We start from the raw sequence: 13,397 nt of genomic DNA, 5'->3' as shown, positions 1-13,397 counted from the left end.
ATCGTTAAAGCTTAGTTCAACTTATCTAAAAACTCTTGTTCTGTAATTAGCAAAATACCTAATTTCTCTGCTTTTTCTAATTTACTTGGTCCCATTTTATCTCCTGCAACAATATAACTTGTTTTAGATGAAATTGAAGACGATACTTTTCCGCCATTATCTTCTATCAACTTTTTAAGTTCGTTTCTACTTACCTGTGTAAATACACCAGAAACTACAACAATATCTCCTTTAAGTGTTTCTGTTTGATTAGCTAAAACATCTGCAGATAATTCTAACTGTACACCAGAAAGTATTAAACGGGAAACCATTTCTACATTAGATTCGTCCGAAAAGAAATCTTTTACACTTTGAGCAATCTTTACACCAATCTCATCTACTGCAATCAGCTCTTCTAATGTTGCACTATTTATAGCTCCAATATTTTTATAATGTTTCGCTAGTTTTTTAGCAACAGTTTCTCCAACAAAACGAATTCCTAAAGCAAATAAAACACGTTCAAAAGGAATGTTTTTTGATGCTTCTACACCATTAATTAAATTCTCTGCACTCTTTTCTGCCATACGTTCTAATGGCATTATATCTTCTTTAGTTAACGTATATAAATCTGTATAATTAGTTATTAAGCCTGCATTTACTAGAAGCGCAACAGTTTCTCCGCCTAAACCTTCAATGTCCATTGCTTTTCTTGAAATGTAATGCTGAATTCTACCAATAATTTGTGGACTACATCCATTATAGTTTGGACAATAATGTTTTGCTTCGCCTTCTATTCTAACTAACTCAGTATTACATTCTGGACAATTTGTTCTGTATTGAGTTGGTTCTGAATTTTTTGGTCTGGTAGATTTATCTACTACGGCAATAATTTTAGGAATAATTTCGCCACCTTTTTCTACATAAACTTCATCTTCTACTCTAATGTCTAATTTTTCAATTTGATCTGCATTATGCAAACTAGCACGTTTTACTGTTGTTCCTGCCAATTCTACAGGTTCTAAATTAGCTACTGGCGTAACAGCTCCTGTTCTACCAACTTGATAATCTATGCTTATTAATTTAGTAGAAACCTGCTCTGCCTTAAACTTATAAGCCATTGCCCAACGTGGCGCTTTTGCTGTAAAACCTAATTCTTCTTGCTGTTGTAAGTTATTTACTTTAACAACTATACCATCGGTTTCATATGGTAGATTATGTCTTTCTTTATCCCAGAAATTTATAAACTCAAAAACATCTTCTATAGAACTAACTAATTCTGAAGCTTCTGGAACTTTAAATCCCATTTGTCTTGCCAACTCTAAACTTTCGTTTTGAGAAGCAACTCCTAAATTTGTTCCAGTAAGGTTATATAATAAACATTCTAATGGTCTTTTTGCTACTTCTGCACTATCTTGAAGTTTTAAACTTCCCGAAGCTGTATTTCGCGGATTCCTGTATGGTTCTTCTCCCGCAGAAATACGTTCTTCATTCATTTTATTAAAACCATCAAATGGTAAGACAATTTCGCCTCTTATATCAAACTTAGCTGGATAGTTTCCTTTTAATTGTAATGGAACAGATTTTATGGTTTTTATGTTTGGTGTAACATTATCGCCCTGAAAACCATCGCCACGAGTTACAGCTTTTAATAATTTTCCGTTTTCATAAGTTAAGCTTATAGAAGCACCATCGTATTTTAACTCGCAGGTGTAATTAATATCACCATCTACTAACTTCTTTATTCTAGTTTCCCAATCTTGTAAATCTTCTAAAGAATATGAATTATCTAAAGAATACATTCTGTGTTCATGTATAACAGTTTCAAAATTCTTGGTTACTTCTCCTCCAACACGTAATGTTGGCGAATTAGCATCAAAAAACTCTGGATGTTTTTCTTCTAAATCTTGAAGTTCTTTAAGTTTTATATCGAAATCGAAATCTGAAATAGTTGCATTGTCAAGCACATAATAATTGTAATTATGATCTCTTAATTCTTGGCGTAAAGTTTCTATATGTTGTTGTGGTGTCATTTTAATTTATATCTAAAATATTCAACAAATTATCTTTTATTTTAAATTTATAGTAAAAATAATTATCAGAATCGTCGTAACAAGTGGTTGCTCCCCAAAATTTCATAATAAATGAGGTATTGCTTAACCAGTAAATTTCGTTTTGATCGGTTGATTTAACAAAGTCTAACTCAGTAAGCTTTTCGGTATCAAGATGAATACTTAATACTTTTATTATTTTACCATTTACTATTTTATCTATAAAAAGCGAACGTTGATTTGGACATTCAGTATCATAATCTACAGAAATCACAATGTTATTATTTGGCGACACATGTGGATAACCTCCAAAATAAGTATCCAATTCATTTCCGTTTCTTTTATCTATAAAGTAAAATCTTTGATAATCAAATAACATACTAGAACTAACAATAAATGTGTTTTTAAAATTTACATCTTCATTTACACTATATGATTTTGTTGGTTCGTACTCAGAATGATAAGTGGTGTCTTTAAATTTAACTTGAGTCCCATTTTCCGAAGTTAACGTTATTGTTTTATCTACTTTATACTGCTTTGTAACATCTTTGAGTTTAGCTGTTTTAACAACTCCAGAAAGTTCGTTATTTAATTTAACTTGCTCTATAGTAAACAGTTCTTTTAAACTGAATAACATATAATCTTGAGTACTTGTAGATAACCCTTGATAATCATAAACTTCGTTTTCGTCATCTTCAATATCATCAAAAAGAAAACCAGAAAACACATAGCCTTTATTAGTGTTGTCGATATAAAAATTTTGTTCTTGTTTAAGTAATTTTGGATTTATAATAACTTCAGTTTTAGTTCCATTAATGGTTTTTCCATTATCTACTATTTTCATTTTCTCTTCGGAATAACTTAAAACTGAAATAATATCTAAATAATTATACTTGCCAATCTTATTACCTAATGAATCTCTAATAATTAAACCATTTTTAGCTTTTACAACACGTTTATTAAACTGTCCAAGGTATAAATCCAAATACTTAAACTCTTTTAATACTAAGTAGTTAAACTTAACTGGTTCTTCTTTCATTACAAATGTTCCATCCATTTTTAATAAATATTCAACAGCTTTGTTGGTATCCTTATTATGAACAAATAATCTGTTACCAAAGACATACGTTTCTGTTTGATTCATTTTTTTGGTTAGGTCATAACACGAAACATCTATGGCATCTATAAAATCGTAATTAGTGGTATAATTAATTAATTTGTATTGCATCTGCTCATTTTCATCATATTGATAAGCTACAAAGGATTTCATCGCTTTACTAAAACCAATGTCTTGGGCTAATCCAAATTGAGAAGTTGTCTTATTGTTTTTAAAAATAGTTCTTAATTCTAATTCTATTACACGTTCTTCTGATAAGTTATTGTAAGTCTTAAAATTGCGCGAAGTTATTACATGTGGTTTTTTAGGCTCTAGATAACCAACACGACCAAGAAACTCGTTTTCTAATTTTTGAATAAAAGCAGTTCTATCTTTTACATTAGTTTTTACAGAAACTCCTGAATTATTTTGGACTTCTTTACAAGTCGTAAAAACCAATATTAACAAAGTAATAAAACTAAATTTTAGCATAATCTATAATTTAGAAATGTCTAACCACTCTGGCTTTGGTAATGGTTTAAAGTTAGTCATTTGTGTTAATAAATCGTCTATAGAGTCACTAACTAAAACAGCATCTAAATTAGCTTGTGCTAAAAACCCTTTATCTACCATTTTTTTTATTTGTCTTAATAAATCATTGTAAAACCCATCAGTATTTAAAACACCTATTGGTTTAGAATGTAGACCTAATTGTCCCCAAGTAGAGATTTCAAAAAACTCGTCCATTGTACCAAAACCGCCAGGTATAATTATAAAAGCATCACTTTTTTGGTACATTACAACCTTTCTATCGTGCATGTTTTTTGTGGTAACAAGCTCGGTTAAATCGTTAGAAACAATTTCTCTTGTTTGTAAAAATTCTGGTATAATTCCTATAACATTTCCATTGTTATCCAAACAACCTTGAGCAACCTTACCCATTAGCCCAATTTTTGCGCCACCATAAACTAAAGTAATTGCTTTAGTAGCTAAGGTTTTCCCTAAGTTATAAGTACTATCTATTACACTTTGGTCTGTTCCTATACCTGACCCACAAAATACTGCTATGTTTTTCATTTTCAAATGGTATTTTATGATTAATGTCTTAATTCAGCTTTCAACATTCTATCCTTTTCAAACATATCTTTTACAATTTCTATGTCTTCAAATTTATAACTCGAAACTAAACTTTTCATTTCTTCTCGTAAATATTCGTTAATTTCAAAATAGAGTTGTCCTTTTTTAGTTAATTGCTTTTCTGCAAACTCTGTAATTGCTTTATAAAATAACAAGGGATTATTATCTGCTACAAATAATGCTAAATGTGGTTCGTTATTTAATACATTTGGTTTTATTTCGGCTTTTTCTAATTCTCTAACGTATGGTGGATTAGAAACAATAACATCAAATTTAGTTTCTAAATTAAAATCTTCTAGAATACTTTGTTCTATAAATGTAACATCTACTTTATTTAATTCCGCATTAGATTTTGCTATTTTTAATGCTTCAGCACTTACATCTAAAGCATATACTGTTGCATTAGGTAAATTTTTAGCCAAGCTAATTGCAATACAGCCAGAACCAGTTCCAATATCTAAAATAGTTATTGGCTTTTTAGTTCTACTTAATTTCTCGACTTCGCTCGAAGTGACATTTGTCAAAATAAGCGACACTAATTCTTCGGTTTCAGGTCTTGGTATTAAAGTCGCTTCTGTTACATTAAAAGGTAATCCGAAAAATTCCGTTTTTCCTAAAATATATTGTATTGGTATTTCTTGTTTTAATTGTTCTAAAGCTTCAATTATTTTAGATTGTTCATCTACAGTTATAGACATATTAGTATCTAACGCTAAATCTAACCTAGATAAATTATAAAAGGATTCTATACACAAATAAAAAAACTGATTCACTTCATCTTTACCAAACAAAGTATCTAATTCTTTATGAAATAAGTATTCTATATCTTTTAATTTCAAAGTGTTTTTTTTCTAAAATTATAAACTAAAAAAAGCTAACTATATATCTTTAACCATCCAAATCCCACAAGAAAAATGTCCTGTATTTCCCATTGGTTTATCTAAATATGTAAAACCAAAATTCTCGTAAACGTGTATTGCCGCTTTTAACTCATCTATAGTTTCTATATAAACTTGCTTGTAACCTAATCTTTTAGCTTCATCTAAACAGGCTTGGAATATTTTTTTACCATAACCTAAACCTCTAGTTTCTGAGGAAAAATACATCTTTTGCAACTCGCAAACCGTAGTTTCAAGTCCAGATAATGGTTTAATTCCTGCACCACCTAAAATAGTTTCTCCATTTTCTAAAACAAAATAGGTTTCGTTTGTATTTGCATAAGCTTCAAACATTTGTTTAGTTTCTGGATCTTCATAAGCAGTTCCAACTAATGGCATATTTAACTCTATAAAACAAGCTCTAATTACCTGTTCTATTTGCTTATTATCTTGCGGCTGAATTTCTCTTATAATGATATTATTATTCTTCACTTTAAAACAGTAATTTTACGAGCTCAAGATACAGTAATTTAATTTTTATAGATGAAACATTTATTAATATTATCAACACTTTTTTTAACCATTTTTAGCTGTACAGTCAATAAAAAACCCGAATTTATTTCGGTAAAAAACATTGAGGTTACAGAATCTACCTCAAAACTAATAACAGTAACTGCAGATGCATTATTTAGTAACCCTAATGATGTTAGCGGAGATATAGAAACTGAAGGTATGATTGTTTTTGTAAACGGTAATGAAATTGCTCACGTATCTTCTGATGTTTTTAAAGTTCCTGCAAAAAAAGATTTTACTATTCCTTTAACCGCAAAAATACCTACAGACAGTTTGTTTAGCAACAATAATTTAGGTGGTCTATTAGGTAGTTTATTTTCTAAAAAAATTAAAGTACAATACAAAGGAGATATTAAATATAAAGTTTTTGGGTTTTCGCATACGTATGCTGTAGATAAAACCGAAGATGTTAAATTAAAATTCTAATTTATTTGAGCAATCATATTACATATATGCAACGTGCTTTGCAAATTGCAAAAAATGGCTTAGGTACCACAAAACCTAATCCTATGGTTGGCGCTGTAATTGTTTGCGACAATAAAATTATTGGCGAAGGTTTTACAAGTCCTTTTGGCGGAAATCACGCAGAGGTTAATGCTATTAACAATGTTAAAGATGAATCACTTTTAGAAAAAAGCACCATTTACGTTACTTTAGAACCTTGTAGCCATTTTGGAAAAACGCCACCTTGTAGTTCTTTAATTATTGAAAAAGGAATTAAAAATATTGTAATTGGTTGCGTAGACGATAATCCACAAGTTGCAGGAAAAGGTATTCAAAAATTATTAGCAGCAAATTGCAACGTAACTATTGGTGTTTTAGAAGATGATTGTAAAGAACATCATAAACGTTTTTTTACATTTCATAATAAAAAACGACCGTATATTATTTTAAAATGGGCACAAAGTCTAGATGGTTTTTTAAGTCCTGAAACTAAAAATAAACAAAAACCAGTTTGGATTACCAATCCATATTCTAGAACATTGGTTCATAAATGGCGTACTGAAGAACAAGCTATTTTGGTAGGAACAAATACTGTTTTACATGACAATCCTAGTTTAACAGCCAGAAATTACTCAGGTGAAAATCCAATTCGTGTGGTTTTAGATAGAAAATTAAAGCTAGATGAAAGTTTAGCAGTTTTTAATACTGAAGCTGAAACTATAGTAATATCTAAGGATAATTGTGATTTTTCAAAACCATTAGCACAACAAATTTGCTCTATTTTACATTCTAAACATATAAATTCTGTAATTATTGAAGGAGGATTACAAACACTTCAAACTTTTATAGACGAAAACCTTTGGGACGAAGCACGTATTTTTAAAGGTACAGTTTCTTTAAATAAAGGTACAAAAGCACCACATTTGAAAGGTGAATTATTAAACTCAGAATTTATTTTAGATGATGTTTTAGAAGTTTACAAAAACAATAAAAATGATTAAAACTTTAGTATTCGATTTTGGAGATGTATTTATCAATTTAGATAAAGAAGGCGCGCACAAAAATGCTTTAGAAGCATTTGGCTTAGACGAATTGCCCGAAGATTTTATTGCAATAAACACACTTTATGAGCAAGGTTTCATACCTACTTATGAATTCTTAGAGTTTTATGAAGGTAACTTCCCTGAGTTATCTAGAAAAGACATTAAATCCATTTGGAATTATATCATTCTAGATTTCCCTAAACATAGATTAGAATGGTTGCAAGAATTAAAAGCTTCTAAAAAATATCAACTTATTTTGTTAAGTAACACTAACGAACTTCATATAGATTTTATAAAAGAAAATATTTCTTTTTATAACGAGTTTAAAGACTGTTTTGATAAGTTCTATTTATCTCACGAAATTAATATGAGAAAGCCAGACAATACTATTTATGAATTTGTTTTAGAAGATAATAATCTAAAAGCTAAAGAATGTGTTTTTATAGACGACACTACAGAGAATACAGAATCTGCTTTCGATTTAGGTTTTGGCACCTGGAACATAGACCCAAAAACACAAGATGTAGTCAATTTATTTAAACTTAAACCACATTTATTTTAATGTATTTACTTTTAAGTATTCTTTGTTCTACATTAATTTTCATCATTTTTAAATGTTTCGAAAAATTTAAAGTCAATACACTACAAGCTATTGTGGTTAATTATTATGCAGCTGCAATTTTTGGGTTCTTAAATTACGATGCACCAATTATTGTTTCTAAAATAACAAGTAGCAATTGGTTTATTGGCGCTTTATGCCTAGCTGTGTTATTTATAGTTGTCTTTAATTTTATGGCTTTAACGGCTCAAAAAAATGGATTATCTGTAGCTTCTGTAGCTAGTAAAATGAGTGTTGTTATTCCTATTATTTTTGGACTTTATGCTTATAACGAATCTTTAAATCTACAGAAAACTATAGGAATTATATTAGCTTTGGTTGCTGTGTATTTAGCATCAATAAAAGCAACAAATTCAGGCAGTTTTCAAATTAAGAGTTTAATCTTACCAATTATTTTATTCTTAGGCTCTGGAACTATAGACACGACTATAAAATATGTAGAAACCAATTATGTGGCAGAAAATGGAATCCCATTATTTTCTGCAACTATTTTTAGTGTTTCTGGTTTAATAGGAATTACTTTATTAGTTATTAAAACAATTAAAAAACCTCAAAAACTAAGCTACAAACCATTAATTGGCGGAGCCATTTTAGGAATAGTGAACTACTACTCTATTGTAATGTTATTAAAAGCTTTACAAATGAATGGATTTGAAAGTTCAACTATTTTTACTGTAAACAATGTTGGTGTTGTAATGTTATCTACTTTAGTTGGATTACTGCTTTTTAAAGAGACATTAATTAGAAAAAACTGGATTGGCATTGCTCTTGCAATCGTTTCAATTACATTAGTTACTTTTGCTTAATATGGAAAAAAAAGACACCTATAAAACTATTGATGTTCCTGCTGAAGGTGAATTATTTAAAGATAGAGGTTCTAAGTTTTATGGTTACACATTTCCTATTAAACATGAAGATGAAGTTAAACAACATATTGATGTATTAAGAAAGCAACACAGTAGCGCCGGACATTTTTGTTATGCTTATCAATTAGGAACAGATACAATAAGATATCGCGCTAACGATGATGGCGAACCAAGTAACAGCGCAGGATTACCAATTTATGGCCAAATACAATCTTACGATGTTACAAATATTTTAATTGTAGTGGTTAGATATTTTGGAGGCACAAAACTTGGTGTTGGCGGATTAATAAATGCGAATAGAACTGGAGCGCAATTAGCTTTAGACGCTTCTAAAATTGTAGAAAAAACCATAAATATAGATTATGTTATTTCTTTCGATTATAAGAACATGAATAAAGTAATGCGTATTATTAAAGAGAAAAACTTAACCATTACTAATCAAGTTTTAGAATTAGATTGTAAAGTTTTTATTTCGGTTAGAAAAAAAGAAGCACAGCAAGCTTTTAATTCTTTTGATATAATTTATGGGGTAGATATTAAAGAATTTGAAGAATAGTTTTTTACTTTATTTAGACCTAGAATAGTTACTCCTTACATTTCTTTAAAAATCATCATTTCAAACTAAATTAAAATTTTATTATCTTTAGTATCAGCCTAATAGGTTGAAATTCTATTAAAGATCATATCTATGGATATTAATGAATATACTGTACTTAGCAAAGAACTACAAAAATTAAGTAAAAGTATGCCATTACATTGGGGAACTATTCAGAACAACAAAACAGATTCTAAAATTAATATGTTTCGTTACAAGACTTTACATCAATTAGAGTCCGCCATAATTAACTTAAATCAAGACACTAAGGATTATTTTAAAAGACGATGGTTTATTTGGCAATGTTCTAGAATTGATGAGTATTTGTCTTACAAGTCAACTAATATTCTTAAAAATCCAAATTCCAAAGATCAAGATTGGGACATTGAGTTTAATGGAGATTCAAAACTCAGATTTGACATAAAAGGAACTATTGTTCCAAAAAATATGAGAATAAGTTTTAAGACTTCTAATGAAAAAGAACTTATTACTTCTTATTATAAAAACCAAAGTAAAGGTGTAAGACATCATATTCAAAACAGACTATTTATTGTACATCATTCAGAGCTACAAACAGAACGAAATATGTTTCTAAGATGCCATTGGAAATTAAAAGAAGAAGCTTATAATTATTTTATAAAACATATTATTAATACAGAATTTATTAGCTATAAAACAGCCATTTCTAAATGCATTTTTATACTAGAAAGTGAATCGAACGAATTTAGTTTCAAAATAAATTAATTATATATATTTGTTCAAAACAGACAACTATGGACAAATTATCCCAATTATTAAGAATTGAAACTGTAGCAAACAGACTTAATGTGTCTCAAAAATCAATTAGAAGATACATACATTCTGGAAAGTTAAGGTCTAGTAAAATTGGTGGTGTTCATAGAATTGAAGAATCAGATCTACAAAATTTCATAAAATCGTCCGCTTTTGAAACTACTCCTGAAAAAGAATCAAAGCCAACAAAATCTAAATCTACAAAAACAGATAAGATTAATTGGATAGACATTTCTGATGAATGGGACAATCCTAAAGAATCTAAGTTTACATCTGCAGATCTATTTTGTGGCGCTGGCGGAATGGCTAAAGGTTTTGAAATGGCTGGATTTAATCAACTTTGTGGCTTAGATTGGTTCAAGGAAGCTGGAATGACTTACAAACACAATTTTAACCATCCACATATAGAAGGAGATATTACAAGTCGAGATATAAAAGATAAATTTATTAATACCGTAAAAAAACAACTAAAAGGAAAACCGTTAACCGTACTTTCTGGTGGTTTTCCATGTCAAGGTTTTAGTATGTCTGGTAGTAGAATTGTAGAAGACGAAAGAAATTCGCTTTATAAAGATATGCTAGAAATTATTGAAGAACTTCAACCGGAGTTTATTGTAGCAGAAAACGTAAAAGGCTTACGTTCTATGTTAAAAGGAAAAGTAGAAGACAAAATAAAAGACGATATTAATAATCTTGGCTATAATGTAAATGTTACGGTTTTAAATTCTGCAGATTATTATGTGCCTCAAAAAAGAGAACGTATTATTTTTATAGCAAATAGAATTGGCAAAACAAATTATCATCCTTCACCACTATTAGAGTCTGGGTCTTATATTACTACAAAAGAAGCTATACAGGATTTAATTGAATTAAAAGACTCTAAGGAATTTAATCATATTAGAACAAAACATAGCGATGATATGAAAAAAAGACTAGCCCTAGTTCCAGAAGGAAAAAGTCTCTATGATAATTACTCAGATTCTTGGAAAAAATGCCCTTGGAACGAAGCAAGTTGTACTATAAAAGAAAATCATGGTGGCGTAAATATTCATCCAATAGAGCCAAGAGTAATTACTGTTAGGGAAATGGCAAGATTACAATCTTTTCCTGACGATTTTATTTTTCAAGGCGCAAAAGGAAAACAAATGGTACAAATTGGAAATGCAGTTCCTCCTTTTTTAGCAAAAGCCATTGGATTAACAATAAAAAAAACATTAAATCATTAAAGACGTCATCTATTAAATCTACAAAATACACTTTTAAAGGTTTAATGTTATAATTGAAATTAAAAATTAATTATTTATTAGTATAGTTTTCTAACGCTTTTAAAAAATATTCTGGTGCTTTAGTTGGTCTATTTCGTTCTGAATTAATAAAAACCAATTCTGTAGATGCAGTTGCTAACAAGACGTTTTCTTGATTAAATATTTCATAATCAAATTCTAAGCGAACAGAAGGTGTTTTTTTAGAGATAGTTTTTATGCGCAAAATATCATCATATAAAGCAGATTTTTTAAATTGAAGAGAAATTGAAGTTACTGGTAAAGCAATACCGGACTCTTCCATTTTTTTATAAGAAATCCCCATATCTCTCAACCATTTAGTTCTGGCTTCTTCTAAGTATGCTGCATAATTTCCGTGATAAACTACTGCCATTTGATCAGTTTCTCCATAACGGACTCTTATAAAAGTTTCGTGATATTTCATATTTTAATAGAATGTTTAATCGGTTTTGTTTAACGTTTTATAGCATGGTAAAAAAAAACTAAAAAATCAATACCTAATCGTTTTTTTTTTAAGTTAATTGTTCACATATTTGTGACGTATTAAAAGTAGAACTATTTCTAACAGTTCTTAGTATTTAACAAAACTTAAAACACCAAAGATAAAACTATGAGTTTAACTGCGCAATCGGTATGGGGCAATTGTCTTCTTTTTATAAAAGATAATATACAGCCACAAGCGTATAAAACATGGTTTGAACCTATTATTGCTGTTAAACTAGTAGATAAAGCTTTAAGTATTCAAGTACCAAGTAAATTTTTTTATGAATGGCTAGAAGAGCACTATGTTAAAATATTAAAAAGTGCTTTACACAAACAGTTAGGAGATACTGCCAAATTAGTTTACATTATTAAAATGGAAAACACATATGGCAACAAACAACCTTTTACAGAACGTATTCCTAGCTCTAATAGAAGCAGTGTAAAATCTCAAGATATAGATGTACCGTTTAATAATAAAAGTAGAGAATTAAAAAATCCTTTTATTATTCCTGGCATTAGAAATGTTAAGATCGAATCACAATTAAATCCTAATTATAACTATGAAAATTTTCTTGAAGGCGATTCAAATCGTTTAGCTCGTAGTGCTGGTATGGCTGTCTCATCTAAGCCTGGAGGAACGTCTTTTAATCCATTATTGATTTTTGGTGGTGTTGGATTAGGTAAAACACATTTAGCCCATGCTATTGGTGTTGATATTAAAGATAAATATCCTGAAAAAACTGTTTTATATATATCTGCTGAAAAATTTACGCAGCAATATATAGAATCTGTAAAAAAGAATAACAGAAATGATTTTATTCACTTTTACCAATTAATAGATGTACTTATTATAGATGATGTACAATTTTTATCTGGTAAATCTGGTACACAAGATGTATTCTTTCATATTTTTAACCATTTACATCAAAACGGAAAGCAAGTTATTTTAACAAGTGACAAAGCTCCTGTAGATATGCAAGATATTGAGCAGCGCTTATTATCTCGATTCAAATGGGGACTTTCTGCCGAGTTGCAAACACCAGATTTTGAAACTCGTGTTTCTATTCTAAAAAACAAACTATATCGTGATGGTGTAGAAATGGAAGACGATATTGTTAATTATGTTGCAAAACATATTAAATCTAATATTCGTGAATTAGAAGGCGCAATTATTTCTTTAATTGCACAATCTTCTTTCAACAAAAAAGAAGTTACAATAGAATTAGCAAGACAAATTGTAGAGAAGTTTGTTAAGAATACCAAGCGCGAAGTTTCTATAGATTATATTCAAAAAATTGTATCAGACTATTTCCAAATGGATGTAGACACCTTACAATCTAAAACACGTAAACGCCATATTGTACAAGCAAGACAATTAGCTATGTTTTTTGCAAAGAAATTTACAAAAGCATCTTTAGCAAGTATTGGTTCACAAATTGGAAAGCGTGATCACGCAACAGTTCTACATGCTTGTAAAACCGTAGACAACTTATCTTCTACAGATAAGCAGTTTAGAAAATATGTGGAAGATATCACAAAAAAACTATCTGTATAATTCCTA

General features: G+C 29.3%; 14 protein-coding genes. 8 read left to right on the top strand and 6 right to left on the bottom strand.

Annotation, left to right across the window (positions count from 1 at the left end):
* Nucleotides 1-11: 11 nt before the first annotated feature.
* The 5 genes from ligA to ACFDSN_RS02130 are packed head-to-tail and all read right to left on the bottom strand — an operon-like array spanning nucleotide 12 to nucleotide 5,630.
* Nucleotides 12-2,009: an NAD-dependent DNA ligase LigA gene (gene ligA, locus ACFDSN_RS02150; RefSeq protein WP_375238180.1), complete on the bottom strand. Its 1,998-nt coding sequence runs from the start codon at nucleotides 2,007-2,009 to the stop codon at nucleotides 12-14.
* 1 nt (nucleotide 2,010) lies between these two features.
* A complete protein-coding gene (locus tag ACFDSN_RS02145) occupies nucleotides 2,011-3,615 on the bottom strand; it encodes a hypothetical protein (protein WP_375238179.1) in 1,605 nt (534 codons plus the stop codon).
* Nucleotides 3,616-3,618: 3 nt separating this feature from the next.
* Entirely contained in the window at nucleotides 3,619-4,200 is a 582-nt protein-coding gene (locus ACFDSN_RS02140; RefSeq protein WP_375238178.1) for a TIGR00730 family Rossman fold protein, read from the bottom strand.
* A gap of 20 nt (nucleotides 4,201-4,220) precedes the next feature.
* Entirely contained in the window at nucleotides 4,221-5,099 is an 879-nt protein-coding gene (prmC, locus tag ACFDSN_RS02135) for a peptide chain release factor N(5)-glutamine methyltransferase (protein ID WP_375238177.1), read from the bottom strand.
* A 39-nt stretch (nucleotides 5,100-5,138) separates the two neighbouring features.
* Nucleotides 5,139-5,630 (bottom strand): GNAT family N-acetyltransferase, encoded by a 492-nt coding sequence (locus ACFDSN_RS02130; protein ID WP_375238176.1) that lies wholly within the window; start codon nucleotides 5,628-5,630, stop codon nucleotides 5,139-5,141.
* 51 nt (nucleotides 5,631-5,681) lie between these two features.
* Between ACFDSN_RS02130 and ACFDSN_RS02125 the strand changes: the two genes are divergently transcribed.
* From ACFDSN_RS02125 to ACFDSN_RS02095, 7 genes are all read left to right on the top strand, one after another.
* Complete coding sequence (locus ACFDSN_RS02125) at nucleotides 5,682-6,137, top strand: LEA type 2 family protein (protein ID WP_375238175.1); 456 nt, start codon at nucleotides 5,682-5,684, stop codon at nucleotides 6,135-6,137.
* Between the two features lie 5 nt (nucleotides 6,138-6,142).
* Nucleotides 6,143-7,156 (top strand): bifunctional diaminohydroxyphosphoribosylaminopyrimidine deaminase/5-amino-6-(5-phosphoribosylamino)uracil reductase RibD, encoded by a 1,014-nt coding sequence (gene ribD, locus ACFDSN_RS02120; RefSeq protein ID WP_375238174.1) that lies wholly within the window; start codon nucleotides 6,143-6,145, stop codon nucleotides 7,154-7,156.
* On the top strand, nucleotides 7,149-7,760 hold the full coding sequence (locus tag ACFDSN_RS02115) for an HAD-IA family hydrolase (protein WP_375238173.1): 612 nt from the start codon (nucleotides 7,149-7,151) through the stop codon (nucleotides 7,758-7,760). Before ribD ends, ACFDSN_RS02115 begins: the two co-directional genes overlap by 8 nt.
* Complete coding sequence (locus tag ACFDSN_RS02110) at nucleotides 7,760-8,623, top strand: EamA/RhaT family transporter (protein ID WP_375238172.1); 864 nt, start codon at nucleotides 7,760-7,762, stop codon at nucleotides 8,621-8,623. The genes ACFDSN_RS02115 and ACFDSN_RS02110 overlap by 1 nt, the downstream gene beginning before the upstream one ends.
* A gap of 1 nt (nucleotide 8,624) precedes the next feature.
* Nucleotides 8,625-9,239 carry an IMPACT family protein gene (locus ACFDSN_RS02105; RefSeq protein WP_375238171.1) on the top strand — a complete coding sequence of 205 codons (615 nt, stop codon included), beginning with the start codon at nucleotides 8,625-8,627 and terminating at the stop codon, nucleotides 9,237-9,239.
* A gap of 132 nt (nucleotides 9,240-9,371) precedes the next feature.
* Complete coding sequence (locus ACFDSN_RS02100; protein WP_375238170.1) at nucleotides 9,372-10,022, top strand: hypothetical protein; 651 nt, start codon at nucleotides 9,372-9,374, stop codon at nucleotides 10,020-10,022.
* A 29-nt stretch (nucleotides 10,023-10,051) separates the two neighbouring features.
* Entirely contained in the window at nucleotides 10,052-11,296 is a 1,245-nt protein-coding gene (locus ACFDSN_RS02095) for a DNA cytosine methyltransferase (protein ID WP_375238169.1), read from the top strand.
* A 70-nt stretch (nucleotides 11,297-11,366) separates the two neighbouring features.
* On the opposite strand, the gene ACFDSN_RS02090 is transcribed toward ACFDSN_RS02095, so the two are convergent.
* Nucleotides 11,367-11,777: an acyl-CoA thioesterase gene (locus tag ACFDSN_RS02090; RefSeq protein ID WP_375238168.1), complete on the bottom strand. Its 411-nt coding sequence runs from the start codon at nucleotides 11,775-11,777 to the stop codon at nucleotides 11,367-11,369.
* Between the two features lie 186 nt (nucleotides 11,778-11,963).
* On the opposite strand from ACFDSN_RS02090, the gene dnaA reads away from it, so the two are divergent.
* On the top strand, nucleotides 11,964-13,391 hold the full coding sequence (gene dnaA / locus ACFDSN_RS02085; RefSeq protein ID WP_375238167.1) for a chromosomal replication initiator protein DnaA: 1,428 nt from the start codon (nucleotides 11,964-11,966) through the stop codon (nucleotides 13,389-13,391).
* Nucleotides 13,392-13,397 lie beyond the last annotated feature (6 nt).

This window comes from Aurantibacter sp. (genome assembly GCF_042094015.1).
GTDB lineage: Bacteria > Bacteroidota > Bacteroidia > Flavobacteriales > Flavobacteriaceae > Aurantibacter.
Note: the sequence above shows the minus strand (reverse complement) of the source record. Positions and strands in the feature narration are given on the sequence as shown.